This window comes from Colwellia aquaemaris (assembly GCF_057548755.1).
Map to the genome: position 1 here is coordinate 134,228 of NZ_BAAJLV010000005.1, position 26,538 is coordinate 160,765.

Annotated in this window: 19 protein-coding genes; 8 read left to right on the forward strand and 11 right to left on the reverse strand. The window is 38.0% G+C overall.

The genetic code is table 11. The features are described 5' to 3' along the window. Positions 1-49 precede the first annotated feature (49 nt). Entirely contained in the window at positions 50-1,255 is a 1,206-nt protein-coding gene (locus tag AC27HL_RS14840; protein ID WP_487081949.1) for an endonuclease/exonuclease/phosphatase family protein, read from the reverse strand. A 3-nt stretch (positions 1,256-1,258) separates the two neighbouring features. Further along, the gene (locus AC27HL_RS14845) at positions 1,259-1,891 is read right to left on the reverse strand and encodes a TetR family transcriptional regulator C-terminal domain-containing protein (protein WP_487081824.1); all 633 of its coding nucleotides are present in this window, start codon (positions 1,889-1,891) and stop codon (positions 1,259-1,261) included. A gap of 683 nt (positions 1,892-2,574) precedes the next feature. On the opposite strand from AC27HL_RS14845, the gene AC27HL_RS14850 reads away from it, so the two are divergent. The 3 genes from AC27HL_RS14850 to deoA all read left to right on the forward strand — a co-directional run bounded on the left by AC27HL_RS14850 (position 2,575) and on the right by deoA (position 7,710). Next, the gene (locus AC27HL_RS14850) at positions 2,575-5,778 is read left to right on the forward strand and encodes a TonB-dependent receptor (RefSeq protein ID WP_487081825.1); all 3,204 of its coding nucleotides are present in this window, start codon (positions 2,575-2,577) and stop codon (positions 5,776-5,778) included. A 183-nt stretch (positions 5,779-5,961) separates the two neighbouring features. Continuing rightward, entirely contained in the window at positions 5,962-6,381 is a 420-nt protein-coding gene (locus AC27HL_RS14855) for a cytidine deaminase (protein ID WP_487081826.1), read from the forward strand. 12 nt (positions 6,382-6,393) lie between these two features. After that, a complete protein-coding gene (gene deoA, locus AC27HL_RS14860) occupies positions 6,394-7,710 on the forward strand; it encodes a thymidine phosphorylase (RefSeq protein ID WP_487081827.1) in 1,317 nt (438 codons plus the stop codon). 84 nt (positions 7,711-7,794) lie between these two features. Here deoA and AC27HL_RS14865 read toward each other — a convergent pair whose 3' ends face one another. The 4 genes from AC27HL_RS14865 to udk all read right to left on the reverse strand — a co-directional run bounded on the left by AC27HL_RS14865 (position 7,795) and on the right by udk (position 11,222). After that, the gene (locus tag AC27HL_RS14865; RefSeq protein ID WP_487081828.1) at positions 7,795-8,370 is read right to left on the reverse strand and encodes a thymidine kinase; all 576 of its coding nucleotides are present in this window, start codon (positions 8,368-8,370) and stop codon (positions 7,795-7,797) included. Between the two features lie 40 nt (positions 8,371-8,410). Next, on the reverse strand, positions 8,411-9,184 hold the full coding sequence (gene deoC, locus AC27HL_RS14870; RefSeq protein ID WP_487081829.1) for a deoxyribose-phosphate aldolase: 774 nt from the start codon (positions 9,182-9,184) through the stop codon (positions 8,411-8,413). Positions 9,185-9,271: 87 nt separating this feature from the next. Beyond that, positions 9,272-10,516, reverse strand: a complete 1,245-nt coding sequence (locus tag AC27HL_RS14875; RefSeq protein ID WP_487081830.1) for a NupC/NupG family nucleoside CNT transporter — start codon at positions 10,514-10,516, stop codon at positions 9,272-9,274. 64 nt (positions 10,517-10,580) lie between these two features. Next, the gene (gene udk / locus AC27HL_RS14880; protein WP_487081831.1) at positions 10,581-11,222 is read right to left on the reverse strand and encodes a uridine kinase; all 642 of its coding nucleotides are present in this window, start codon (positions 11,220-11,222) and stop codon (positions 10,581-10,583) included. A gap of 290 nt (positions 11,223-11,512) precedes the next feature. Here udk and AC27HL_RS14885 point away from each other — a divergent pair, with 290 nt between their 5' ends. After that, the gene (locus AC27HL_RS14885; protein ID WP_487081832.1) at positions 11,513-12,724 is read left to right on the forward strand and encodes a phosphopentomutase; all 1,212 of its coding nucleotides are present in this window, start codon (positions 11,513-11,515) and stop codon (positions 12,722-12,724) included. Positions 12,725-12,842: 118 nt separating this feature from the next. Next, positions 12,843-15,104, forward strand: a complete 2,262-nt coding sequence (locus tag AC27HL_RS14890; protein ID WP_487081833.1) for a TonB-dependent receptor — start codon at positions 12,843-12,845, stop codon at positions 15,102-15,104. 146 nt (positions 15,105-15,250) lie between these two features. On the opposite strand, the gene AC27HL_RS14895 is transcribed toward AC27HL_RS14890, so the two are convergent. Beyond that, positions 15,251-16,300 carry a 3-deoxy-7-phosphoheptulonate synthase gene (locus AC27HL_RS14895; RefSeq protein ID WP_487081834.1) on the reverse strand — a complete coding sequence of 350 codons (1,050 nt, stop codon included), beginning with the start codon at positions 16,298-16,300 and terminating at the stop codon, positions 15,251-15,253. Between the two features lie 129 nt (positions 16,301-16,429). After that, positions 16,430-17,239, reverse strand: coding sequence for a posphoenolpyruvate synthetase regulatory kinase/phosphorylase PpsR (gene ppsR / locus AC27HL_RS14900; RefSeq protein WP_487081835.1), 810 nt, complete (start codon positions 17,237-17,239; stop codon positions 16,430-16,432). Between the two features lie 243 nt (positions 17,240-17,482). Here ppsR and ppsA point away from each other — a divergent pair, with 243 nt between their 5' ends. Both ppsA and ydiJ read left to right on the forward strand, forming a co-directional pair. Further along, positions 17,483-19,858, forward strand: a complete 2,376-nt coding sequence (gene ppsA / locus AC27HL_RS14905; protein ID WP_487081836.1) for a phosphoenolpyruvate synthase — start codon at positions 17,483-17,485, stop codon at positions 19,856-19,858. A 170-nt stretch (positions 19,859-20,028) separates the two neighbouring features. Beyond that, positions 20,029-23,100 carry a D-2-hydroxyglutarate dehydrogenase YdiJ gene (ydiJ, locus tag AC27HL_RS14910; protein ID WP_487081837.1) on the forward strand — a complete coding sequence of 1,024 codons (3,072 nt, stop codon included), beginning with the start codon at positions 20,029-20,031 and terminating at the stop codon, positions 23,098-23,100. Between the two features lie 74 nt (positions 23,101-23,174). Here ydiJ and AC27HL_RS14915 read toward each other — a convergent pair whose 3' ends face one another. Further along, positions 23,175-24,218, reverse strand: coding sequence for a Leu/Phe/Val dehydrogenase (locus AC27HL_RS14915; protein WP_487081838.1), 1,044 nt, complete (start codon positions 24,216-24,218; stop codon positions 23,175-23,177). 207 nt (positions 24,219-24,425) lie between these two features. Between AC27HL_RS14915 and AC27HL_RS14920 the strand changes: the two genes are divergently transcribed. After that, positions 24,426-24,833, forward strand: a complete 408-nt coding sequence (locus tag AC27HL_RS14920; protein ID WP_487081839.1) for a DUF4826 family protein — start codon at positions 24,426-24,428, stop codon at positions 24,831-24,833. A 57-nt stretch (positions 24,834-24,890) separates the two neighbouring features. Here the strand turns inward: AC27HL_RS14920 and AC27HL_RS14925 are convergent, their stop codons facing one another. Continuing rightward, positions 24,891-25,352: a GNAT family N-acetyltransferase gene (locus AC27HL_RS14925; protein WP_487081840.1), complete on the reverse strand. Its 462-nt coding sequence runs from the start codon at positions 25,350-25,352 to the stop codon at positions 24,891-24,893. Positions 25,353-25,358: 6 nt separating this feature from the next. Next, positions 25,359-26,513, reverse strand: coding sequence for a JmjC domain-containing protein (locus AC27HL_RS14930; RefSeq protein WP_487081841.1), 1,155 nt, complete (start codon positions 26,511-26,513; stop codon positions 25,359-25,361). Between the last annotated feature and the right edge of the window lie 25 nt (positions 26,514-26,538).

Genomic DNA, 26,538 nt, shown 5'->3' on the forward strand with positions numbered 1-26,538 from the left:
TTTGTTATGTGCTGAATAATTGCGGTTAATGGCAATTATTCAATCATGTTTATTGTGTCTTTAATTCAACATCAACCCAAACTAGGCGATGATCAGACGATGCGGCTCGGTCTTTAATTAATCTAAATTCTGCTGAATCAGCTTTTGGCCAAAATATGCCGGAATCAAGTACAGTCATTTGAGCTTTCGCTGGCAGTACATAATCGGCACGCATTCCCCAAAATGCGGTGTGATTTTTTGCATTAGGGTTGTCAATTTTGTGATACTTTCCACCTTCGCTTTCTGGTTTAGGATCATTAACCCTAGGGTGATGGGTTAAGCGGTGTATTCCGGACTTAATAGCATTACCGTCAATGGCATCAGCATTTAGGTCGCCAAGAATAACAAAGGCTTGATCTTGTGCTAAGCCGCCATACTGCTTTTTGTCATCATAAATATAACTGCTAGCACTTGGCGTTAAATAATCAATCCAGAATCTTAATTCATCAAAGTTTCGCTTGCCGTTTCTGTCTTCTGGGCCATCGAAAACTGGTGGAGTAGGGTGACTGGCCAATACATGTAATGTTTTATTGTTAATCGTTACCGGAATGTCCCAGTGTGATTTTGAAGATAAACGAAAGTCGTTCCAAGCTTGCTCGCTATACCATGGACGATTGGTTTCAGGGTCAATCGGTATTAGTGCATTTGGCATATCTTGCCATTTAAACTTTTGAAACGTTCTAATTTTCTCTTCATCAATCGGGTACTTTGACAATAACGCCATAGCAAAGTGACCGGGAAAGTGGCCATAACCATAAGCATCGTTAGGAAGCTGACCTAATTTACTGTCGTTATTTAAATCATATTTTGTCGCCACACCAGTATTTACAGGCCCTTGATAAAAGTAAGGGTAGTCAACACTATTGTTGCCATTTTGAGGCTTGTTTAGGTAGCTTTTTATAAATGTTTGCAACGAGCGATGTGAGTTATCATTGCGGTCAAATTCGTTTAGTAAAATTATGTCAGGGTTAACCCGTTGAATAATTTCAGCAACATTTTTAATTTGTTGACGATCTTCCTTTAAAGCCAAGGCTAACTCATTGCCACTTACCTTATTAGTTTGCTCAGCGGACAAGTAGTTGAGCGCCTCCATACTTACGTTAAAAGTAGCAATGCGTAGTTTAGTCGGCTCTGACTGTTTTGAACTAATCATATTGCACCCAGTAGTAAGTAAAATAGTTGTTGCAATGGCGGTTGTTAGTAAGCGCACTTTTATTCCTTATTTGAGGCCACAGCCACGTAAAATAAAATCAGTTAAAAACTCTGTAACTTGTGTAACATCATCTTCTTCGTAATCGGCACGGTTCATAATGGTCAAAATTTGTTGTTCAAAATCAGCGTAGTGCTGTGTGGAAGACCAAATTAAAAAGATAAGTTTAACCGGGTCAACATTGGCCATTTCGCCGTTATCAATCCAAACTTGGAATACTTTTGCTTTTTCTCTAACCCATTGACGTAAATAGGTGCGAGCAAATTCTTTTAAATGTAACGCACCTTGGATAATTTCCATGGCATAAATTTTTGACGCTTGCGGGTGCTCAAATGACATTTTAACTTTTGCAGCGATAAACTTTTCAATTGCAACAACAGGACCTTCGCTGGTGTCAATATCGCCTATACCTTGATCCCATGTATCAAGTGTTAGCTGTAATACTGCGTGGTAGATATTTTCTTTATTTTTAAAGTAATAAAGTACATTGGCTTTTGGTAAACCAGCAGAATCGGCAATTGACTGTACTGTCGCACCTTTATAGCCTTGTAATATAAATTCTTTTTGCGCGGCGGCCAAAATGACGGCTTCACTTCTCGCTCTTATGCTTCCTTGCTTATCATTTGATGTATTGTTGCTCACACGAATAACCTTTCAAATTTAGTTTTTATAGTTTTAGCGTTATCTTATGACACTAATGTTACATATTATTTCAACTGTTCTATGCTTAAAACAGATCAAAACAATAAAATTCATTTTACTTAGAATATGATGAATAAAATACTGCATTTATATTCTAAAATCAGTTCTTATTCATTAATTATTAACTAGTTTATGTGAATTAATGCTTTGAAACACTGTTTTAATACCTTTCAATTGCATTATTAGTTTTAATTATTGAATATTTACCAAATATGTTCTTTTGGTTAGTTAAAGCATTTTATTGGAGACCTTTATTATTGGCAATAAAAGCATACTAGGTTTTATCTTGACCAAGTGGTTTGTTTTTATGATTTTTTGTTATGATTAATTAAATATCAAACTAATAATGTTATAAGTGAAATTTAACAGTGTTTTATTTTCTGTTATAGATGTTTGTTTTTATTTGATAATTTACATTTGACGTTGTTTTATTAATTTGAAGTTAAAAAAAATAGAACTTATTAAAATGATGCTTGTAAAATTTTGTAATGAAAATGTAAGAAAACTCTGATTTAATTTCTGCTGAAATACACTTGAAAAACAATAAATAGATTAAAAAGTAATCAAGTAAAGCTATAAATTAACAATTTACAAACAATATAAAACTTCTACCAAGGAATAATATGATGAAAACTCATCGTCTCTCAAATATCGCTGGTGCGGTAGTTATTGCTTTAGGGCTATCAACTTCTGCGATGGCAGATGATACATCGTCGTCAATTCGAGGCAATGTATTAACACAAAATGGCAATGTTGTTACTGATGCGACAATAACTATCGTTCATGAACCTACGGGCACCCGTAAAACATTAAAAGTTAATGATACAGGTTCTTTCTTTGCAAAAGGCCTTCGCGTTGGCGGTCCATATACCGTTACGATTGATTCAGATGTGTATTCTGACAAAACATTAGAAAATATCTATATCAAGTTGGGTGATGTTTTTCGTCTTAATGAAGTACTTGAAGATGCTAATGTTGAGCGTATCACTGTAACAGGTTCAAGTATTGCTTATGACGCAACTGGCTCTCGCTCTTCTTGGGGAGAAGAAGATATTTCTCGTGCACCATCATTTAATCGTGATTTAAAAGATATTGTTCGGAACAACCCATTAGCTGTTGTTGATTCAAGTGGAAATTTAAGTGTTGGGGGTTCGAACCCTAAATTTAATAGTATAACTGTTGATGGTATTGGACAAAATGACGATTTTGGACTGAATTCTGGTGGATACCCAACACAGCGTTCGCCAATCTCGCTTGATGCAATTGAACAAATATCAATTGATACTACACCATTTACTGCAAAAGTAGGCGGTTTCTCTGGCGGTATCGTTAATGCTGTTACTAAATCAGGTACAAATGAAGTACATGGATCTTTTTTCTATGAATTTAAAAATGACGATTTATCGGGTACACCTGAAAACCAAAGAGCTGATGAAGACCCTCAATTTGACGCAGATGCCCCAGTAGAAAAATTTGCTACGGGCAAAGAGAGAACATTTGGCTTTAATGTTGGCGGCCCGGTTTTAGAAGATAAATTATTTTATTTTTTAAGTTATGAAGATTTCAAAAAAGAAACTCCAGTTTTATATGGTATTGGTAGTGGTGCTAACCAAAGTGATATCACTCAGGCAGAAATAGATCAGTTTTTCTCTATTTTGGGTGATACATATGGATTATCTGATAGTCTTGCGGGTGATCCTGAAGAAACGGATGAAAAAATTCTCCTTAAGTTAGATTGGAATATTAACGAGTCTCACCGTGCCGATTTTACGTATCAATATCAAGATAATTCAGAAGACCGAAATACAACAGATGAAGATGATGAAATTCGTATGCAATCTAATGTGTATGAATTAAACACTAAGTCTACCAACTTTGCAACGCACCTATATTCAGAGTGGAATGATGATTTTTCAACAGAAGTTTCAGTTAGTCATAAGAAAACTGAAATTGCTTCGCTAACAAATTCAAATATTGGTGAAGTTAATATTGAATCAATAAATGGCGATATTATTTTTGGTACTGATGCATTTCGCCATGGTAACGAAGCAGAAACTAAGACGTTAAAAGTCAAATTTGATGCAAACTATTTAGTTGGCGATCATAGTATTTCATTTGGTTACCATTTTGAAAGATTAAATCAATACAACTTGTTTGCAGAAAGTTCATTAGGTGTTTGGTCATTTGATGGTGATCGTTTTGATGGTACGACCGGTTTAGAAGATTTTGCAGATAAAAAACCAGATGACTTTAGAGGAGCTGGTTTTGTATATAAGAATGCATATACAAACAATGCAGCCGATACTGCTTATGAGTTAACGCGTAATAATCATACGTTATACATTGAAGATACTTGGGCGATTACAGATGATGTTGAAATCGCTTTTGGTTTACGTTATGAACGACTAAGCACAGACGACAAACCTAAATTCAACGAGAATTTTTACAACACTTATAAGTACGACAACACGGAAAACTTAGATGGTTTAGATATTATTTTACCTCGATTTTCTGTTAAATGGTACATGAACGACGAAATGACACTACGTGGTGGTTTAGGTCGTTATAGTGGCGGTAAACCAAATGTATGGACGGCTAACTCATTTACTAATGATGGTATTACATTTGTAGCATTACCAGCAAGCATCTCATCTGCTTTAGTACGTGATCCTGCAAACGTTGATTTTAGTAAAATACCTCAAGCTGCACTCGATGGTATGGTTTCCGGAACAGGTAGTACAAACTACATTGATCACAACTATAAATTACCTTCAGATTGGCGTGCGCAGGTTGGCTTCGATTGGAACCTAGATATTCCATATTTAGGAGAAGGTTATGAGTGGAGCACAGAGTTTAACTATGTTAGACAAGAAGACTCTAGTTTTTGGGTAGATACTTCAAGAGTTGACTCGGGTAAAACGACTGCCGACGGTGAGCGAATTATATATGAAAGCCGTTACGAAGGTGATTTGGCTGATAACTTTGATATTATGCTAACCAACTCAGATGACAATGGTCGTAGCCTGATTTGGACGACAAGTTTGAAGAAATCTTGGGATAATGGTTTGAGAATGAGTATGTCATATACTAATCAAGACATTACCGGGGCAAATCCAGGTACAAGTTCACGTGCTCAATCTAACTACCAATATAATGTGAATGTTAATCGTAATGTACCATTAGTAGGCACTACAGACTTTGAAACTAAGCATAGGTTTGTTCTAAATCTAGGTTATAAAACTCAATTCTATAAAGATTATAATACGACGTTTGACTTATTCTTCTCTCGTCGTTCAGGTACACCATTATCATATACTCTAGGTCTATATCAAGACGGTGATTTCGGAGACCAACCTGATTTTTACAGCAACACTATATACTTACCGTATATTCCGTCAGGAGCTGATGATCCTAATATTGATTGGGAAAATAGTGACTTAAGCTATGATGAAATGAAAGAGTTGATTGATGCTGCTGGTCTTTCAGGAGATGCTGGTGGTTATGCAAGTAAAAATTCAAAAACTCAACCATGGGTTACTACACTTGACCTAAGCATTACCCAGGAATTACCTGGTTTTAGTGAAGATCATAAAGGTCTCCTTTATTTTACCATTGATAATTTAGCTAATTTGCTAAATGATGATTGGGGTCAAGTACACGAAATGCGTTTCCCACAACAAGCTTTATGGGATCTAAAAGGTATTTCAGATGACGGTCGTTATCAAATTACCGAAAGATTTAGAGGCTCAGATACTCGCAACTGGAATGAGTTCGCTGCAGAAGAATCTACATGGCGAATTAAAGTGGGTGTTAGATATACATTCTAGATAACATTTGACTAAATAATCAAACCAGTAACGAGAGTTACTGGTTTTTTTTTACCTAAATTTGGTAAAAAGTTAAATTTAATATAGAACAGCTAGAATATTGTGAGATCTATCTTGATATTTTTACTCAGTTTCATTAGGATATACATAAGTTGACCAGTTGGTCAGTTAAAGGGTTTGATAATGTCAAAAATTGAAAATAGCAAAGTAGAAGAGTTAATTGTTGCTGCCAAAAATGGATTCGACAAAGCTTATGCGCCTTATAGTAACTTTCATGTTGGTGCTGCGGCATTAACTAAAAATGGCAAGATAGTGAAAGGCTGCAATGTAGAAAATGCCTCTTATGGCTTAACTGTTTGTGCAGAGCGTAATTGCTTGGCTCAAGGTGTTATTGCTGGTGAGCAAGAATTTTCAGCGATTGTTATTTACACTAACCAAGACAAATTGACCCCACCATGTGGTGCTTGTCGGCAAGTTATTGCTGAATTTTTAGCGCCTGAAGCTTTGGTAAAAGCCGTTAACCATAACAATGATTCAAAGGAATGGACTGTTAACGAATTATTACCAGATGCTTTTACACCTAAAGATTTACTTGAAAAATAAGGATTTAAAATAATGTTACTACCACAAGAAATTATTCGCACCAAACGTAATGGTGGTTCACTCTCCCAAGAACAAATACAACATTTTGTTGATGGTTTAGTAACGAAAAATTTTAATGACGCTCAAGTTGGATCTATGGCAATGGCAATATTTCAAAAGGGTATGGAAACCCGTGAAATTATTGACTTTACCTCAGCAATGAAAAATTCTGGTGATGTGCTAAGTTGGCCTGAACTTGATGGGCCAATTGTTGATAAGCATTCTACCGGCGGTGTTGGTGATAAAGTGAGCTTTATGTTGGCTGCGATTGTTGCTGCATGTGGTGCGTACGTACCTATGATATCTGGCCGTGGCTTAGGACATACTGGTGGTACTTCCGACAAGCTTGAAAGTATTGCAGGTTTTAACGTTCAACCTAGTATTAGTGACTTTAAACGGATTGTTAAAGATTTAGGCGTCGCCATTATCTCTCAAACAGATAACCTGGCGCCTGCTGATAAACGCTTATATGGCATACGTGATATTACCGCAACTGTTGAGTCTATTCCGTTAATTACCGCGTCTATTTTATCGAAAAAGTTGGCTGCTGGTTTAGATTCATTAGTCATGGATGTAAAAGTGGGTAATGGCGCTATGATGTCGAATATCGATGATGCAAGAGCACTCGCACAAAGCATTGTTAATGTTGCCAATGGTTCAGGTGTGCCAACACAGGCTATTATTACAGATATGAATCAAGTACTAGGTGCGACAGCTGGTAATGCCTTGGAAATGGCAGAAACGGTAAAATACTTAAATGGTACTTTACGTGAACCTCGTTTACATGCAGTGGTGGTTTCGCTAGCGAAAGCTATGTTAGTGAGTGCTAAAGTTGCAGAAAATGAAGACGTTGCACTTGAAAAAATTAATTATGCACTAGCATCCGGTGAAGCTGCAGAAATATTTGGCAAGATGATTCATGCTCTAGGCGGCCCTAGTGATTTTATGGAAAATCCATGGCGAACTATGCAACGTGCTAATGTTGTTACTGACGTTATAGCGCCAGAGCATGGTTATATCGTTGGTATGCAAACACGAGATATAGGCATGTCTGTAGTAGGCCTTAAAGGTGGTCGCACCGCAAACGGACAAGCTATTGACCATAGTGTTGGTTTTGATCGTATTTTACCAATTGGTACTTTAGTTAATCGTGGTGACGTGGTTGCGAGAGTACATGCAATAGACGAAGATGCGGCAGCATTGGCAAGTAAGCAATATCTGGCTGCTTTAGCTATCAACACAAAAGTAGTGGATGAACAACCTGTTATTTATCAAACAATAACTGCTTAGTTTGACTTGACACTAAGGTAATAATTAAAAAGGGAAATGATTTTCATCGTTTCCCTTTTTAGTTTTGATTTTATAATGAATGTTTTACCAAACTAAAGCTTTAAAGTGTTTTCTGCATAAAGATTCATAGCGTTCATTACCACCAACTTCAATTTGCTCTCCGCCTTTGACTGCATTACCGTTTTCGTCGCAACGAATAACAAAGTTTGCTTTTTTACCACAGTGACAAATAGTCTTTAATTCGATCAATTTATCTGCCCATGCAAGCAGGGCGGCACTACCACCAAAGGTTTCACCAAGAAAGTCAGTTCGTATTCCATACGCTAAAACTGGAATGTTAAGCTCATCAACAATATTCGTAAGCTGTTTAACTTGTTGTTTTGTTAGGAACTGCGCCTCATCAATTAGCACACAAGCCAGCTTGCTTGTTTTAATTTTACTTTGAACATCAGAGAAAATATCTGAGGTTTCATCAAATAAATGAGCATCAGCATGAATGCCTAAGCGAGAAGATACTTTACCTTGGGCAAATCTATCATCTATTTTTGCCGTAAAGAGTAGAGTATCTAAGCCACGTTCACGATAGTTATAAGAAGATTGCAATAAATGAGTCGATTTACCGGCATTCATTGTTGAATAGTAAAAATATAACTGTGCCATGATTTTATAAAACCTATTATTATTTTAAATGCGATTAATATTAGTAACTTGAAGGATCGGCAATATCGTCACTTGCGCCTAAGGTGTTTAGTAAGTTTGTTAATAAACTACTTGCACCAAATCTAAAGTTAGCTTTACTGGCCCAGTCATGGCCTAAAATATCACTTGCTAAATCTAAATATACTGCTGCATCTTCTGCACTTTTAACACCACCAGCGGGTTTAAAGCCTACTTTAGTATTTTTGTTTTTAATAACATTCAACATAAGCTCTGCCGTTTTCGGCGTAGCATTTACTGGTACTTTACCCGTTGATGTTTTAATAAAATCAGCACCCGCCGCAATAGATATTTCACTGGCTAGAATAATTAATTCATCAGTTTTCAGCTCGCCGCTTTCAATAATGACTTTAAGTTGCACCTGATCACCACAAGCAAGTTTACATGCTTTCACCAGTTCATAGCCTACATCTTTATTGCCGGCCATTAATGCTTGGTAAGGAAATACTACATCAACTTCGTCTGCGCCGTATGCTACAGCTGCTTTTGTTTCTGCAACTGCAATATCAATATCATCATTACCATGTGGGAAGTTAGTTACAGTGGCTATTTTTACATTAGATGTACCTTGTGCAGCTAACGTTTTCTTTGCTAGCGGAATAAAACGAGGGAAAATACAAATGGCGGCGGTATTGCCTTTTGGTGATTTTGCGTTTTGGCAAAGGGTAATGATATCGTCGGCACTTTCACTATCAGTTAAACTCGTTAAGTCCATCATTTCAAGTGCGCGTTGGGCGTAGTTTTCAATTGTAGTCATGATAAGCCTCGTTTATGAAAAAGGGGATTATTAAATTAGCCTAGCAATGATGCTAGGCTCGTCATATTTTTATTTTGATTAATGGGATTATAAACTTACGAATAATCCGGCTATTGCTGCACTCATTAAATTTGCCATTGTTGCCGCTAGCATAGCTTTCATCCCCAAACGAGCTATGTCTGGACGGCGATTAGGAGCCATAGAGCCAATGCCACCTAGTAAAATTGCTATCGAAGAAAGGTTAGCGAAACCACATAATGCAAATGTAACAATGGCTTGAGTCGTTGGTGATAACGTATCTTTAATTTCAACAAAATTTACATAGGCAAAAAATTCATTTACAACAATTTTTTGTCCAATAAAGCTGCCAGCTTGTAGCATTTCGTCAAATGGTACGCCAATTAAAAATGCAAAAGGCGCAAATAAGTAGCCTAATATCCACTCAATAGTGATACCTTCAAAGCCAAGTAAGTTGCCAAAACCTGAGACCATTGAATTAAGTAAGGCAATAATAGCGATAAATGCCAGTAACATAGCACCAACATTTACTGCAAGTTTTACCCCTGAAGCCGCACCAGATGCCGCTGCGTCAATTACGTTAGCAGGTTTTTCGCCTGCGTTATCCATTTCAACGTCTTTGTAATCATTTTTGATTTCTTCGGTTTCAGGTAATAGTATTTTTGCCATTAACAAGCCACCTGGTGCGGCCATAAATGACGCGGCAATTAAGTACTCAAGCTTGACGCCGAGTCCCGCATAACCTGCTAAAATTGAACCAGCGACTGAAGCTAAGCCACCCACCATAATTGCAAATAGCTCTGACTGACTCATTTTGGCAATATAAGGGCGGATAACCAGTGGCGCCTCAGTTTGACCGACAAAAATGTTAGCAGTAGCAGAAAGAGACTCAGGCTTAGATGTTTTTAAAAGTTTTTGTAAACCGCCACCAATAATTTTAACCACCCACTGCATTATGCCTAAGTAGTAAAGTACGGCTATTAACGAAGAGAAGAAAATAATAACGGGTAGCACACGAATGGCAAAAACAAAGCCAACACCGTTGCCAAACATAGCATCAGTACCTAAGCCACCAAATATAAAGTTTATGCCGGCTTTGGCACTGTCGATTACTTGTTGAACACCATTAGTTATTGACCCGAGTACATCTTTACCAAATGGCACGTAAAGTACAAAAGCACCTAATAAAATTTGCAAAGTAAACGCAAACCCTACGGTGCGCCAGTTGATCGCTTTACGGTCTTTTGACAATAAAAAGGCAATTACCAATAGAGCAATAATGCCCATAACGCCTCTAAGTGCACTTAAATCCATACTTACCTCATGATTTTCTTTGTTATCGTTATTATTTTTAAAGATTACAGTTCGTTAAAAATGCTTAATCTCTTGCCATTATTTGTCTTATTTTGGCTTTTAGCATTTCAATTGCCATTCTATTCTTACCACCGCGAGTTACCACTATGTCAGCAAATGGTTTGTTGGGCTCAATATATTGGTGATACATAGGTCTAACCGTAGTTAAATATTGTTCAGTAATCGACTCAACACTACGCGAACGTTCAATGGTATCGCGGTTAATGCGACGAACTAAGCAAATATCAAGTGGTGTATCAATGTAGATTTTAATATCAAACTTTTTACGCAATTCTTCGTTTGAGAAAAGCAAAATACCTTCAACTAAAATAATTGAAGTAGGAGACAAATGAAGTGTTTCTTCCAAACGAGTGTGAGTTTTGTAGCAATAAGTTGGAATATCAACACTTTCACCTATGCTTAATTGGGTTAAGTGCTCAGTTAATAAACTGTGTTCAAAGGCACTTGGGTGATCGTAATTGGTTTTTACTCGCTCTGCCATTGATAAGTGAGATTGGCTTTTATAGTAGGAGTCTTCTTTGATGATCGAAATGCCATTTGGCCCCAGCTCAGGTAAAAGTTCGTCATAAATGGTTTGCGCAAAAAGAGATTTGCCTGATGCTGACGCGCCAGTTACCGCAATAATAGTCGGTTTATTGGTTTGCAAAACAGAAAGCCTTAAAAGTGTGGTTAACAATAACGTTAAAATTATTTTTAGCCAAACTGCGCTAAGCAGTTCAGCGGTCATATTATGGACTAATTATACCGAATTTAATAACAATCACCTTAATCTCCAGCGGGAATTGTTAATTATTTACAAAATTTCAGTTGTCTATAATTTATTGCTTGGTAAAGTATCACATGTTGACCATCTGGTCATGAATTTTTTGTCGGTAATATCGAGGATAATTCAAAAAAGTTTGTTAAAATGCATTTATATAAATATGGGAAAGTATCATGGCACGAGCAATAGTTTTAGTAATCGACGGTTTTGGTATTGGGCATGCGCCTGATGCGGCTGATTTTGGAGATGTAACGGCTAATACTTTTGCTAATTTAGCAAAAAAATTCTACCAGCAAGAAAAGCGTGAAATCAAACTAACTAATCTTGCCAAAATGGGGCTAATTAATGCTGCCGTAGCGGCAGGCAAAGAGACTTTTCCCATTCAAACGCAACAACCAGAGCAGGGCGCTTATGGATATGCTGCTGAATTAAGTACTGGTAAAGACACGCCTAGTGGCCATTGGGAAATGATGGGAGTTCCGGTATTATTTGATTGGGGATATTTTCCTAAAGAAGGTAACGCTTTCCCGCCTGAATTAATTGACAAAATAAATCAAGCAACCGGCATTGATGGCATACTAGGTGATTGTCACGCGTCGGGTACCGATATTATTAACCGATTAGGGCAAGAGCATATAAAATCAGGCTTACCTATTTGTTACACATCAGCAGATAGTGTTTTTCAAGTGGCTGCCCACGAAGAACATTTTGGTCTCGATAACTTATATAAATATTGTGAAACGGTACGTGAATTGTTGTCAGATATGAATATAGGTCGAGTAATTGCACGGCCATTTGTCGGCGAAAGTCCTAGCGATTTTGAGCGTACCGGCAATCGTCGCGATTATTCTATATTACCGCCCGCGCCAACGGTATTAGATGTATTTACGCAAGCAGGTGGCCATGTCATCAGTGTAGGTAAAATTGCCGATATTTATGCTCATCAAGGCATCAGTGAGAAAACCAAAGCGACCGGAATTGATGCCTTAATTGATGCGACACTTACACATATAGAAAGTGCGCAAGATAACAGCTTAATTTTTACTAATTTAGTAAACTTTGACCAAGACTATGGCCATCGTCGTGACCCAATAGGTTACGCATTAGCATTGGAAAATTTTGATAAGCGTTTGTCTGAGATTACGGCCGCAATGAAAGATGATGATGTATTATTTATGACCGCAGATCATGGTTGTGATCCAACTTGGCACGGAAATGATCATACTCGTGAATACGTACCCGTACTTGCGTATCATAAACAGGTACAATCTGTTAATATTGGCGAAAGAAATACGTTTGCTGATATTGGTCAAACTATCGCTGATTTATTTAAATTGGAAAAAATGCCTTACGGCACGAGCTTTTTATCAGCGCTTGACCTTTAATATACTATAAAATTACAAAATATAATGCGCATTTGTCGCTGCGCATTATTTAAAAAATTACAAATTACAAATTACAAATTTCAACACAAAACATAAACAGTTCTTGGGAGAGTACTTAATGAATGTTTTTAAAAAAACGTCGCTTGCACTTTGTGTAAACGCGGCTATTTTTGCGTCTGTTGCTAGTGTTTCTGGTTCAGCAATGGCTCAAGAAAAAGCTGACGAAGTTGTCGGCATTGAAGTTATCGAAGTTACTGCACGTAAGCGCACTGAGAATGTTAAAGAAGTACCTATTTCAGTTTCTGCTTTAACACCAAAGAAATTAGAAGTGCTTGGCTCTTCAGGTATGGATGTAAGAGCCTTATCGGCGAAAGTTCCTAGTCTTTTAATCGAGTCATCATTTGGTCGTACTTTTCCACGCTTTTATATTCGTGGTTTAGGCAATACAGATTTTGATTTACTAGCTTCACAACCCGTGTCTTTAATTTACGATGACGTTGTATTGGAAAATGCCTTAACGAAAGGTATGCCAATGTTTGATATTGAACGTGTAGAAGTTTTGCGCGGTCCTCAAGGTACTTTATTCGGTCGTAATACACCGGCGGGTATTGTTAAAGTTCAATCTAAAAAGCCAACACAAGATTTTGATGCGACAGTTTCTGGTTCATACGGAAGCTTTGGTTCAACAGATTTTCGAGTAGCTGTTGGCGGTGGTCTAACGGACGAACTTTCAGCGCGAGTTGCCTTACTACAACAAGATCGTGATGATTGGATTGATAACAAAGCGCCAGGCTTTGAAAAGAAAGATCAACTAGGTGGCTATAGTGAAACTGCTGGGCGCTTGCAACTATTGTGGCAACCGAATGACGATTTCTCTGCCTTGTTTAATTACCACTTTAGAGATGCAGAAGCTGACGCTCGTATTTTTAGAGCTAATATCATTAAGCCCGGAACTAATGATTTAGTTGCTGGCTTTGACCGTGAAACGGTATTTCATGATGCGGCAGTTCGCAACAATCAAACGGTTGATATGAAAGGCGCAAGCTTAAAAATTGAATATGATTTTGGTAGCCATACCTTAACTTCTGTTACAGGCCACGAATCAGCTGAAATGTTTTCTGTTGGCGATATTGATGGTGGTTACGGTGCAGCATTTTTGCCTGATTATATGGGACCAGGCTTTATCCCGTTTCCGTCAGAAACAGGTGCTAGAATGCCAGATCATAAGCAATCAACGCAAGAGATTCGCATTGCGAGTAACGATCTAGGTGCGTTAGATTACCAGTTTGGCTTTTTTCTATTTGATGAAGACTTAACCATCAATAATCTAAGCTTTGACACATTGGGTGGTGGTGCACAAAATGGTATCGCGATTCAGAATATGGAAACTCAAGCATGGGCCATATTCGCTTCACTTGATTATGAAATCTCAGATAAGCTAAGTATAAATGGTGGTTTACGCTATTCAGATGATGAGCGTAAATGGGACGGCGAATTAGTACAATCTCCGTTTGGTGCGCCAGGCTTTTCAGAAAGCAATGATGTAGATGACTCACAGGTTAGTGGTGATTTAAGTATTTCATACGTGTTAAATGACGAAACTAACGTTTATGGCCGAATTGCTCGTGGTTACAGAGCTCCAAGTATTCAAGGACGTAGTTTATTGTTCTCTGCAAATTCAACTACGGCTGATTCAGAAATAGTTGATTCAATTGAAACTGGTTTTAAGTCGGTCTTCTTGGAAAATACTGCTCGTGTTGACGGTTCTGTTTTCTATTATCAAGTAAAAGATCAACAGTTAACCGCTGTTGGCGGTACAGGTAATGTTGCAAGCTTACTTAACGCTGATAAAGCTGTGGGTTATGGTTTTGAGTTAGATTCTGAATATTTTGTAACGCCTGACTTTGTAATTGCTGCAAGTGTAAGTTACAACCATACAGAGCTTAAAGATAGTAATGTTGCGGTGCCGGGCTGTGGTGGTGGTTGTACTGTGACAGATCCATTAAATGCCGATGGTTTAGCAATCATAGATGGTAACTCTTTACCGCAATCGCCTGAGTGGATCAGCAACTTAAGCGCACGCTGGACGAAAGAAATTGCTGATGGCGAGCTTTATGTTTACACCGATTGGTCATACCGTAGCGAAGTTAACTTCTTCTTATATGAATCAACAGAGTTTACTGGTGATGCCTTATTAGAAGGTGGTGTACGTGTGGGTTACGAGTGGTACGGTGATGATGCTGAATATGAAGTAGCGTTATTTGGCCGCAACATTACTGACGAAGAGCAGTTAACCGGTGCAATTGATTTCAACAACCTAACGGGTTACGTAAACGAACCACGTTTTTGGGGTGTAGAATTTAAAGCAAACTTCTTTTAAAACCTAATTTAATAGAAGTTCCTTGAACATTGCCACTAATTCACATTCATGTGATTGTGGCATACCGTTCATATTGAACATAAAAAAGCCGATTATCAATTAGATAATCGGCTTTTTTTAACATTAAGTTTTTTAAATATTGTCTGCTATTTACGCGTTTTTATAGCGTGTGCCAATACATCTAATATTTCTTCACTGGTATCTAAATTGATACAAGCATCAGTGATACTTTGTCCGTAGTTTAAAGGTTGTCCTTCAATAACTTTTTGATTACCTTCTACTAAAAAGCTTTCAATCATGACACCGAATATTGATTGTTCACCATTGGTAATTTGCTGAGCTAATGAACGAGCAACGTCAATTTGTTTGGTGTGATCTTTATAACTATTACCATGACTACAATCAATCATGACTTTCTCAGCTAACCCAGATTTGGTTAATGTTGCACGAGTCGTTTGAATATCTTCCGCATGATAATTCGGTAGCTTGCCACCACGTAATATAACATGCGCAAATGGGTTACCATGTGTTTGGTAAATACACATTTGGCCGCTTTTATCTGGCGAATAAAGTACGTGGGGTACACTAGATGCTTTTATAGCGTCAACAGCAATTTGAATATTACCATCAGTACCATTTTTAAAGCCAACAGGGCAAGATAAAGCTGATGCGAGTTCTCTATGAACTTGACTTTCTGTTGTTCTGGCGCCAATCGCGCCCCAACTAATTAAGTCAGAAATATATTGCCCTGTTACCATATCTAGAAATTCAGTACCGGCAGGTAAGCCCAATTTATTAATTTCCATTAATAAATTACGTGCTAAATCTAAACCTTTTGCAACATGGAATGATTTATCTAAATCAGGATCGCTAATTAATCCTTTCCAACCAACCGTAGTGCGAGGTTTTTCAAAATATACTCGCATAACAATTAGTAATTCATCTGAGTACTTATCATGCAGAACTTTTAGTTTTTTAGCGTAATCTATAGCTGCTTCTATATCGTGAATAGAGCAGGGACCTATGATCACAAGCAGGCGATCATCATCGCCATTAATGATAGCTTCTATGTCGCGGCGGCTATTAATTATAAAATTAGCGGTGTTATCATCTAGCGGGATTTGCTGAGCAAGCTCGGCAGGAGAAACTAAATTCTCAATTAACGTGGTTCTAAATTCATCTGTTTTTATAGTCATTTGCTATCAAATACTTTTTAACGGCACACAGTTGTTATGTAGCGCAATAATAATATCGCGCTAACATAACGAATATAACCAGTTAAGTGAACCGCTTTCTTAGTTTTTATTGAACTAATTTGTCATAAATTAATATTTATAGCGTTGCAGGCCCGTTTCAGACAATATTTTTGCGGTAATTTCTTCAACAGACAATTTAGTAGTGTTTAAAAAAGGGATTTTTTCTTTTTTATAAAGCTTTTCAACTTCACGTACTTCCATACGACATTGGCGAGCGGAAGAGTATTTTGTGTTAGCCATTCTTCCGTCACGAATATCTACCAGCCTTTGCGCATCAATTGTAAGGCCAAAAATTTTCTTTTTATGCATTTTTAAAAATGACGGTAACTTGAGTTCATCCATATCTTCGTCAGTAAATGGATAGTTTGCCGCTTTTATGCCGTATTGAAGTGCTAGGTAAAGGGATGTAGGGGTTTTGCCAGAGCGAGATACACCAACAAGAATAACATCAGCATGCTCATAATTAGTAACATTAGAGCCGTCATCATTAGCAAGAGAATAGTTAACGGCATCAATACGGTAATCGTAACTATTTTCATGAATACTGTGGGTTCTATGGGCTTTTGGTTTCGCTTTAATACCTAATTGTTGCTCAAGTGGTGAAACAAAATGTTCAAGAAAGTTATAAATAATACCATCGCAGCCATCTATAATTTCCCTAATATCAGGATTAACAAAGGTATGAAAAACCAGTGGTGGTTCGCCTGTGCGTTTTGCAGCTCGGTTAATGCGCTCGCATGCTTCTAGCGCTTTTTCTTTGGTTTCAACAAACGAAATGGTATCGTGTTCGAACTCTGTTGGGAATAAAGATAATAAGGCGTGGCCAAAAACTTCAGAAGTTATGGCGGTACCATCAGAAATATAAAACGCTGCCCGCATAATTAATCCTATATATTATTCTGTAATGAAAGGTGAAAACTTTCAAATAGTGCTTTAGTTTCAAGGTTAGCAGTGTAAAATGTCTGCAGCGTGAAAACTACCGTTAAATGAAACTTAATAAATTTGTCTTCAATGTGACAAAGTTATTAAGCCAAAAAGATTTAAGAAAATTATTTTTAACGACAATAGTCATATTCAAAAAATAATTTCCTTAATTCTTTTATTTCGAATGGAGATGTTGTCGTGCAAGAATACGTACTTTGGTATGAAGATTTAGGAATGAATGATGTAGACCGTGTTGGCGGTAAAAATGCATCATTGGGTGAAATGATTTCAAACCTGTCAAATGTTGGTGTGCAAGTGCCTGGAGGTTTTGCTACTACCTCGTTTGCCTTTAATGAATTTCTTGAACAAAGTGGTCTTAACGATAAAATTTATCGTCTTCTTGATGATTTAGACGTCAGCGATGTTAATGCCTTGGCTGAATGCGGTAATAAAATTCGTCAATGGGTAATTGATACTCCTTTCTTACCGCAAATGCAGCAGGATATTGAACAAGCCTACGCACAACTAGCGGGTGGTTTTGCTGACGATGCTTCATTTGCTGTTCGCTCATCTGCTACCGCAGAAGATATGCCAGACGCTTCTTTTGCTGGTCAACAAGAAACATTTCTTAATGTTCGCGGATTAGATGCCGTTATGATTGCAATTAAGCATGTATTTGCTTCGCTCTTTAATGACCGCGCAATATCTTATCGTGTACATCAAGGCTACGATCATCGTGGTGTGGCATTATCAGCTGGTATTCAACGTATGGTGCGCAGTGATATTTCGTCTAGCGGCGTTATGTTTTCAATTGATACCGAGTCAGGCTTTGAAGATGTGGTGTTTGTAACATCTAGCTTTGGCCTAGGTGAAATGGTGGTACAAGGTGCGGTTAACCCAGATGAATTTTACGTTCACAAACCAACACTAGCTAAAGGCAAGCCTGCCGTTGTACGTCGTAATATTGGTAGTAAAGCCATTAAAATGATTTACGCAGATACCCAAGAGCATGGCAAGCAAGTAGAAATTGTTGATATTGAACAAGCGCAATCAGACACTTTCTCACTAACGGATAAAGAAGTTGAAGAATTAGCTAAACAAGCCGTTATCATAGAAAAACACTATGGTCGCCCAATGGATATCGAATGGGCTAAAGATGGTTTAGATGGAAAGCTGTATATTGTACAAGCTCGTCCTGAAACGGTAAAAAGCCGTGAAAATGCCAATGTAATGGAACAATTCCAATTACAAACTACTGCCGATGTTATCTGTGAAGGACGCTCAATTGGGCATAAAATAGGTAGCGGTGAAGCAAAAGTTTTATCTTCTTTAGAGGAAATGGATAAAATTTTACCTGGCGATGTTTTAGTTACTGACATGACAGATCCTGATTGGGAGCCAATCATGAAACGCGCATCTGCTATTGTCACTAACCGTGGCGGTAGAACGTGTCATGCTGCCATTATTGCCCGTGAAATGGGTATTCCAGCTGTTGTCGGTTGTGGTGATGCTACCAGTAAAATTGCCAATGGTGATGAAGTTACGGTTTCGTGTGCTGAAGGTGATACTGGCTTTATTTATCAAGGAAAACTGGACTTTACCGTTACCACATCTGAAGTTGATGCAATGCCAGACTTACCATTAAAAATAATGATGAATGTCGGTAACCCGGACCGAGCTTTTGCTTTTGCTCGTTTACCGCACGCAGGTATAGGTTTAGCACGTTTAGAATTTATTATTAATAAAATGATCGGCGTTCACCCGAAAGCACTATTAAATTTTGATGAGCAATCTGCTGATTTACAAGATGAAATTCGCGATATTATCGCTGGTTATGAAAACCCAGTTGAATTCTACATTGCTAAGTTAACAGAAGGTATTTCAACGTTAGCAGCGGCGTACGCACCTGAAAAAGTGATAGTGCGTATGTCTGATTTTAAATCTAACGAATATGCCAACCTAGTTGGTGGTGAAGAGTTTGAACCGGAAGAAGAAAACCCTATGATAGGTTATCGTGGTGCATCTCGTTATATTTCGAAAGATTTTAGAGATTGCTTCGCCCTTGAATGTGAAGCTATTAAACGTGTTCGCAATGACATGGATATGACACATGTGGAAATTATGATCCCATTTGTTCGAACCTTAGAAGAAGCAGCAGCCGTTATTGATATTCTTGCTGAGCACGGATTAAAACGTGGCGAAAATGGCCTACGTATCATTATGATGTGTGAATTACCGTCAAATGCGTTACTTGCGGACCAGTTTTTAGATTATTTCGATGGCTTTTCAATTGGCTCGAACGATTTAACCCAATTAACATTGGGTTTAGATCGTGATTCCGGTTTAGTCGCTCATTTATTTGATGAGCGTAATCCAGCAATTAAAGCCTTATTAGAAATGGCGATTAAAGCTTGTAAAGCGCGTGGTAAATATGTTGGTATTTGTGGTCAAGGCCCATCGGATCATGCCGATTTTGCAGCTTGGTTAGTTGAGCAAGGTATAGAGAGTGTATCTCTTAACCCTGACACCGTTTTACCAACATGGTTATACTTGGCAGAGCAACACGGCAAATAAGCAGGCAAGCATAAATTAGACTACTTATGTAAGTCGTTAAAAATAAAGCCCAATAAATTTTTATAAATGCTATAAAAAAGTTATTGGGCTTTTTTGTTTTACTGAGCAAAAGCTGACATTGACATGATATAATCTCAACATCATATTATTGCCAATAGAAAATTTAATTCATGTTACCTAAGCTAGCCCCACAAGAGCTCGTTTCTCCGTTATATCAAGAATATGCAACAGTTTTAGCAACAAAACGTTTTACCGGTGATATTAATTTTCAGTACAGCGCTCGATTGGCGCATGCCACCGATAATAGTGTTTATCAGCAATTACCTCAGTTGGTTTTACATCCGCGCAGCAAACAAGATATACAGTTAATAACAAAACTTGGCGCAGAATCTCGCTTTAATGAGATTAAATTCAGTGCCCGAGGTGGCGGCACAGGAACCAATGGTCAAAGTTTAACACCTGGCATAGTGGTTGATTTATCAAAATATATGAACCGTATCTTAGAGATAAATATTGAAGAAAATTGGGTACGTGTAGAAGCTGGCGTTGTAAAAGATCAATTAAATGATTATTTAAGGCCACATGGATTTTTCTTTTCTCCTGACTTATCAACCAGTAACAGAGCGACCATTGGCGGTATGATCAATACCGACGCTTCAGGTCAGGGTTCCCTTGTTTACGGTAAAACCTCTGATCATGTTTTAGGCCTGGCAAGCATACTGGCAAATGGCGAGTTACTTGAAACTTCGCCAATGAGCGTAGCGGAAGCAGAAAAGTTAGCGAAACAAGAATCAACACACGGCAAATTAATTCAGCAGGTGCTGAGTTCTTGTCGTGATAATCGTGCACAGATCCTTGAAAAGTTTCCTCGTTTAAATCGTTTTCTCACTGGCTACGACTTAGAAAATGTATTTAATGACGATTTATCTGTACTAGATTTAAGTCGTATTATTACTGGCTCTGAAGGTTCATTGGCTTTTGTTTGCGAAGCGAAGCTAAATTTAACTCCAATTGCCAACGCTAAAACGTTGATCAATATAAAATATGATAGTTTTGACTCAGCTTTGCGGCACTCACCGTCATTGGTAAAAGCAAAGGCAACATCGGTTGAAACTATAGATAGTAAAGTACTAAATTTAGCCAAGCAGGATATTGTTTGGCAACTCGTTAGTGACATGTTGCAAGATGTTGATGGTGCGATCATGGACGGCATCAATATGGTTGAGTATAACGGCGAAAGTGTTGAAGCTGTTGCCGAGCAAGTTGAAGCCCTTTGTGCAACGCTTGATGCTGATATAGCTAAGGGAAGCGGCGTAATCGGTTATCAAGTAACGTCCGACTTAGCAAGTATTGCAAAACTTTATACCATGCGTAAAAAGGCAGTAGGGCTTTTAGGTAATACCGAAGGTAGTCAAAAACCTTTAGCGTTTGCCGAAGATACTGCTGTTCCACCAGAGAACTTAGCAGACTTTATTGCTGAGTTTAGAGCTTTGCTTGACGGTCATGGTTTGCATTATGGCATGTTTGGTCATGTTGATGCTGGCGTTTTGCATGTTCGTCCAGCATTAGATATGTGCGATCCTGAACAAGAAATATTACTTAGAAAAATCTCTGATCAAGTGGTAGCGCTGACCGCTAAATACGGTGGTCTAATGTGGGGTGAACATGGCAAAGGTTATCGTAGTGAATATGGGCCAAAATTTTTTGGCGAAGTACTGTTTAGTGAGTTAAGAAAAATAAAAAGTGTCTTTGACCCATTCAATAAAATGAACCCAGGAAAAATATGTACACCATATAATTCTGATGAAAAATTGGTTTCAGTTGATGATAAAAAGCGCGGTTTTTACGACCGACAAATTCCCGTAAAGGTTAAAGATTCCTTTAGCTCAGCTTTAGACTGTAATGGTAACGGTTTATGTTTTAATTATGACGTAAATAGTCCTATGTGTCCCTCTAGCAAGGTTACGCGTGACCGTCGCCATTCACCAAAAGGCAGAGCTGGCTTGATGCGAGAGTGGTTACGTCTTGTTGAGTCAAAAGGCGTTGATATTCTTGCTTTAGAGAAAAACATACAAGATTGGTCAGTTAAAAGGCTGCTAGATAAAGTTAAAAATCGCTTTTATCAGATTAATGCTACGCCAGAAAGTGACGATTTTTCTCATGAAGTTATGGCTGCAATGCAAGGCTGTTTAGCGTGTAAAGCATGTGCTAGCCAATGCCCAATTAAAGTAGATGTTCCAGATTTTAGAGCGCGTTTTATTAATCTTTATCACTCACGATATTTTAGGCCTGTTAAAGACCACTTAGTGGCTAATGTTGAAATTATGACACCAATGATGGCGAAAGCCCCTAAATTGGTAAATAGCGTTTTGAGCTCTAAGGTTTATAACAAAATATCTAAAACAACTATTGGTTATGTCGATACGCCGTTATTGTCTGTGCCAACATTAGATGAACGAGTTAAAGAGCAGCAGTTTGATAGCTTTGACCTTAACTCACTGAGTAAAATGAACACCGAAGCGCGAGCTAAAAAGGTATTGATAGTACAAGACCCTTTTACCGCGTTTTATGATGCCAAAGTTGTTGAAGATTTTATGCTATTGGTGAAAAAACTCGGCTATCAACCTATATTGTTACCGTTTAAACCTAATGGTAAGCCACAACATGTTAAGGGCTTCCTTGCTAGGTTTGCTAAAACGGCAAAATCTACCGCTGACTTTCTTAATAAAGTACAGCAATTGCAATTACCTATGATAGGCTTAGACGCTTCATTAGCCTTGTGTTACCGAGATGAGTACAAACAGACGCTTGGCGAAAACCGAGGCGACTTTAACGTTATGCTAGCACATGAATGGTTAATTTCTATTCTCGATCACCATAATAAAGTACATGAAGATTCTCACGATAAAGCAGAAAAAGTTGTATATAAATTGTTTGCACACTGTACCGAGAAAACCGCATTAGCTGGTAGTGAAGGGCAGTGGCAGCGTATTTTTAACCACTTTGGTTTAGCCTTGTCTAATGTTTCGGTGGGCTGTTGCGGAATGGCAGGCACGTATGGTCATGAAAAAGCGAATTTAGATAACTCAAAGTCGCTTTATGAGATGAGTTGGAAAGATAAAGTATCTGAATTAGCGACCGAGCAAGTATTGGCAACAGGCTATTCATGTCGTAGTCAAATTAAGCGTTTAGATAAAAAAGTGGTACAGCACCCGGTACAGGCGTTATTGAAAGCGATTTAGTGATGAATATCGCATAAAAAAAAGCACCTCTTGAGGTGCTTTTTTTGTTACTAACTTTAACTGTAATAAGTCAGTTACTTTTTGCCTTTAGCAATGATCTCTCGAGCCATTTCATCAGCAATAATACCTGTCGGCATATTTTTTGACGCTGCGGTTTCAAAAACAGTCATTAGGGTATTGTAAATATTCTCAACTAAAGCCGTTGCACTGTCTGCACAGTATGGTTCAGGATAAATTTCCAAGGCAACGTTAATAATACCACCAGCATTAATAACATAATCTGGAGCGTATAATATGCCTTTGTCTAATAAAATTTGATCATGGCGAGCTTCTGCTAACTGGTTATTGGCACAACCAGCAATTATCACGGCTTTTAATTGTGCAATACTGTTGTCATCAATTGAAGCACCTAGTGCACATGGTGAAAATACATCGACGTCTTGGCTATAAATTTCGTCTAAACCAACAACTTTTGCATTTAATTCAGTTGCAGCTTTATCTAGTGCGGCTTGGTTTATATCGGTAACAATTAACTCTGCACCGGCCTGATGTAATTTTTCACACAATGAGTAACCAACGCTGCCTAAGCCTTGCACGGCAACTTTAACACCTGTTAATTCGTCTTTACCAAGTTTAAATTTTACAGCCGCTTTAATACCTAAAAATGTACCTAAGGCGGTAAATGGTCCAGGATTACCACTTTTCCCTTCAAGCCCGGAAACAAATTCAGTACTTTGGTTTACTATTGCCATATCGCCTGTGGTGATATTAACATCTTCAGCGGTGTAGTAGCGTCCGTTTAAGTTGTTAACAGCATTGCCGAACGCTTTAAATAAAGCGTCTGACTTCAAGTTTTTAGGGTTGCCAATAATGACACCTTTACCACCGCCAAGTTTAAGACCGGCCATGGCATTTTTATAAGTCATGCCTTTCGATAAACGTAAAACGTCCTTCAACGCCTCGGCATCACTCGCGTAATCCCAAAAGCGACAACCACCAGCTGCTGGCCCCAATGCGGTACTATGAACTGCAATGATGGCTTTTAAACCAGAGGCCTCGTCACTGCAATAAACGACTTGCTCATGGTTATCAAAATCTACTAAATCAAAAACGGCCACTATCGTAATCTCCAATGATTATAGAAACTGTCCAATGATAAATAATTATTGAACAGAGGTTGTAATAATTCGCTGCGCACAATACCATCTAGGCAGGTGGTTCGCCAGTGCAGCTACAAATTAAATTGAAATTTACTGTGAATTAATTCATACAAGTTTTCAAAGTTAACATCTCTTTAATATAATTAACAAAAAAAGATAATAATCATGACAGAACAACAAGCTATGACTGCAGAGCAGCAGCAAGCATGGATCAGAGAGCAATACTTAAGCGCGACTAAATATCTTGCAGACAAAGGCCTAGTCACAGCAAGTGTTGCTGACACCGAAAGTCGTTATTTAGTACCAGTTTTAGCAGTATGGAAAATTAATTTGCTAGATAAATCGACAGTATGGGTTATTTCTGGAGATTTACCAACGGACCATGTGGCATTAGATGGTAATGAAACTGCCCGAGAAGTTATTCGACATTTTTCCTTGAAATGGCAATTACAAGCAGAAAACTTATTGCGAGGTGAAGATAAAGAGCAGCATGAGTTTGCAAAGCTATTGATTGGTCGTGCCGATGGCTTATATAAGCTTTATGAAAAAGAAGAGTTGTGGCAAGGGGCTTAATATTATGGCAATTGCCTTAATAAAATAACCTCAATAAAAAGCCATTAACTATCTTTGTTAATGGCTTAAATAATATTTAGCTAAACTGGCATCATTAAGCGGGCACGTCATTTTTTGCCTTGGCATACCTGCTTCCATAAATACAGCGCCTGATGTAATAAAGTTGAATTTTCTAAAATAGTCAATTGTGTCTAATGGACTAAAGATAAAAATTTCTTTTAAATTCATTTCTCTGGCAATGTCGAGCAGTGCTTGTAAGATAATTTTATCAACTTTATCTTTTCTACAAGACTTAAGAACCGCTATTCTACTTACTTCTCCTGTGGTCAAAATCCTTCCGGTGCCGATAGGCTCTTGAGTAACGTCATTACAGGCCAAAACGTGAAAAGCAAAGCGGTCTTTTTGATCAAATTCTATATTTTTGGGAATACGCCATTCACAGACAAAAACTTGCTCACGAACATTTTTTAGTAAAGGAGCTGCTTGCTCCCATTGCACTCGACTAACTGTGTATGACATTGCACTCTATTCTATATACCAATAACCCTTATTTAAAACACTAGTTAATAATTGACTGTTTTTCAAACAAGTGGTGAAACTTTTTACTTGTGCAGTTGTCAAAGGCGACTGTTTAGCAAGTTCTTGGGCAAGAGCCAATGTTTCATACTCGAGGGCAAAGCTATCGCCATTGATAAATAAAGTGGGCTTATGTTCATTGCTAATGGCTGCTTTGATACCTGAAACGGGCAAAAATAAAATATCAGGCTCAGAGAGAATATCGTTTAGCTTTTTATTATCGATATCAGTAACAGGTACCAACAATTCAAGTGCATGATGGCTTTGAGTTAAGTACTGGCCAATAAACTGCTCAAATAATTCTTCGTTTGCTAATTGTTGGAGCATAAATGATTTTAACAGCTGTTGATCGGCTTTACTAATTAAAGTGCTATCAGGCGTTAATTGTCTTGTTGCATCGCTAAAGCGTTGTTCACCTATATTTTTGTCAATTAATTTGTCGGCAAAACTAGACCAAAGTTCTTGGCTCGACGGTGCTTGAAAGCCAACAGAAAAATTCACGGAATTTTCGATAGAGATTCCGTTATGTGGATGATTGGGCGGAATATATAATAAGTCGCCGGCCTCAGTCACTTCATCAATTAACGGCTCGAAGGGAGATACTTGTTTTAAATCAGGGTGGGGTACGAGTGTTTCTAAGGTATTGTTTGGGGCACCGACTTGCCAACGGCGTTTACCACTGCCTTGAATGATGAAAACATCATATTGATCTAAATGGGCACCAACACCACCGTTTGGTGTTGAAAAACTTACCATTACATCGTCTATACGCCATCGTGGAATAAACGAAAACGGCGCTAACAAGGCATTTGTTGGGCGAGACCAGTTATTAACGGCTTGCACTAATAAAGTCCAATTTTCCTCACCGTATTGGCTAAAGTCATCAAATGGACCGTGGTCAACTTGCCACGTATTATTACCGTTATTACTAACAATGCGCGATTCAATCTCAGACTCCATCGCTAAGCCCGCCAATTCATCGGCAGGAATGGTATCTTGAAAGTCTTTGAAGGCTTGCTTAATTAATAATGGCTTTTTCTGCCAATATTCTTTAAGAAATGTTTCTGGAGATAAATCGCCCCAGTTTAAAGATTCAATATTCATAGTATGGCCTAGCTTAATAATTGCT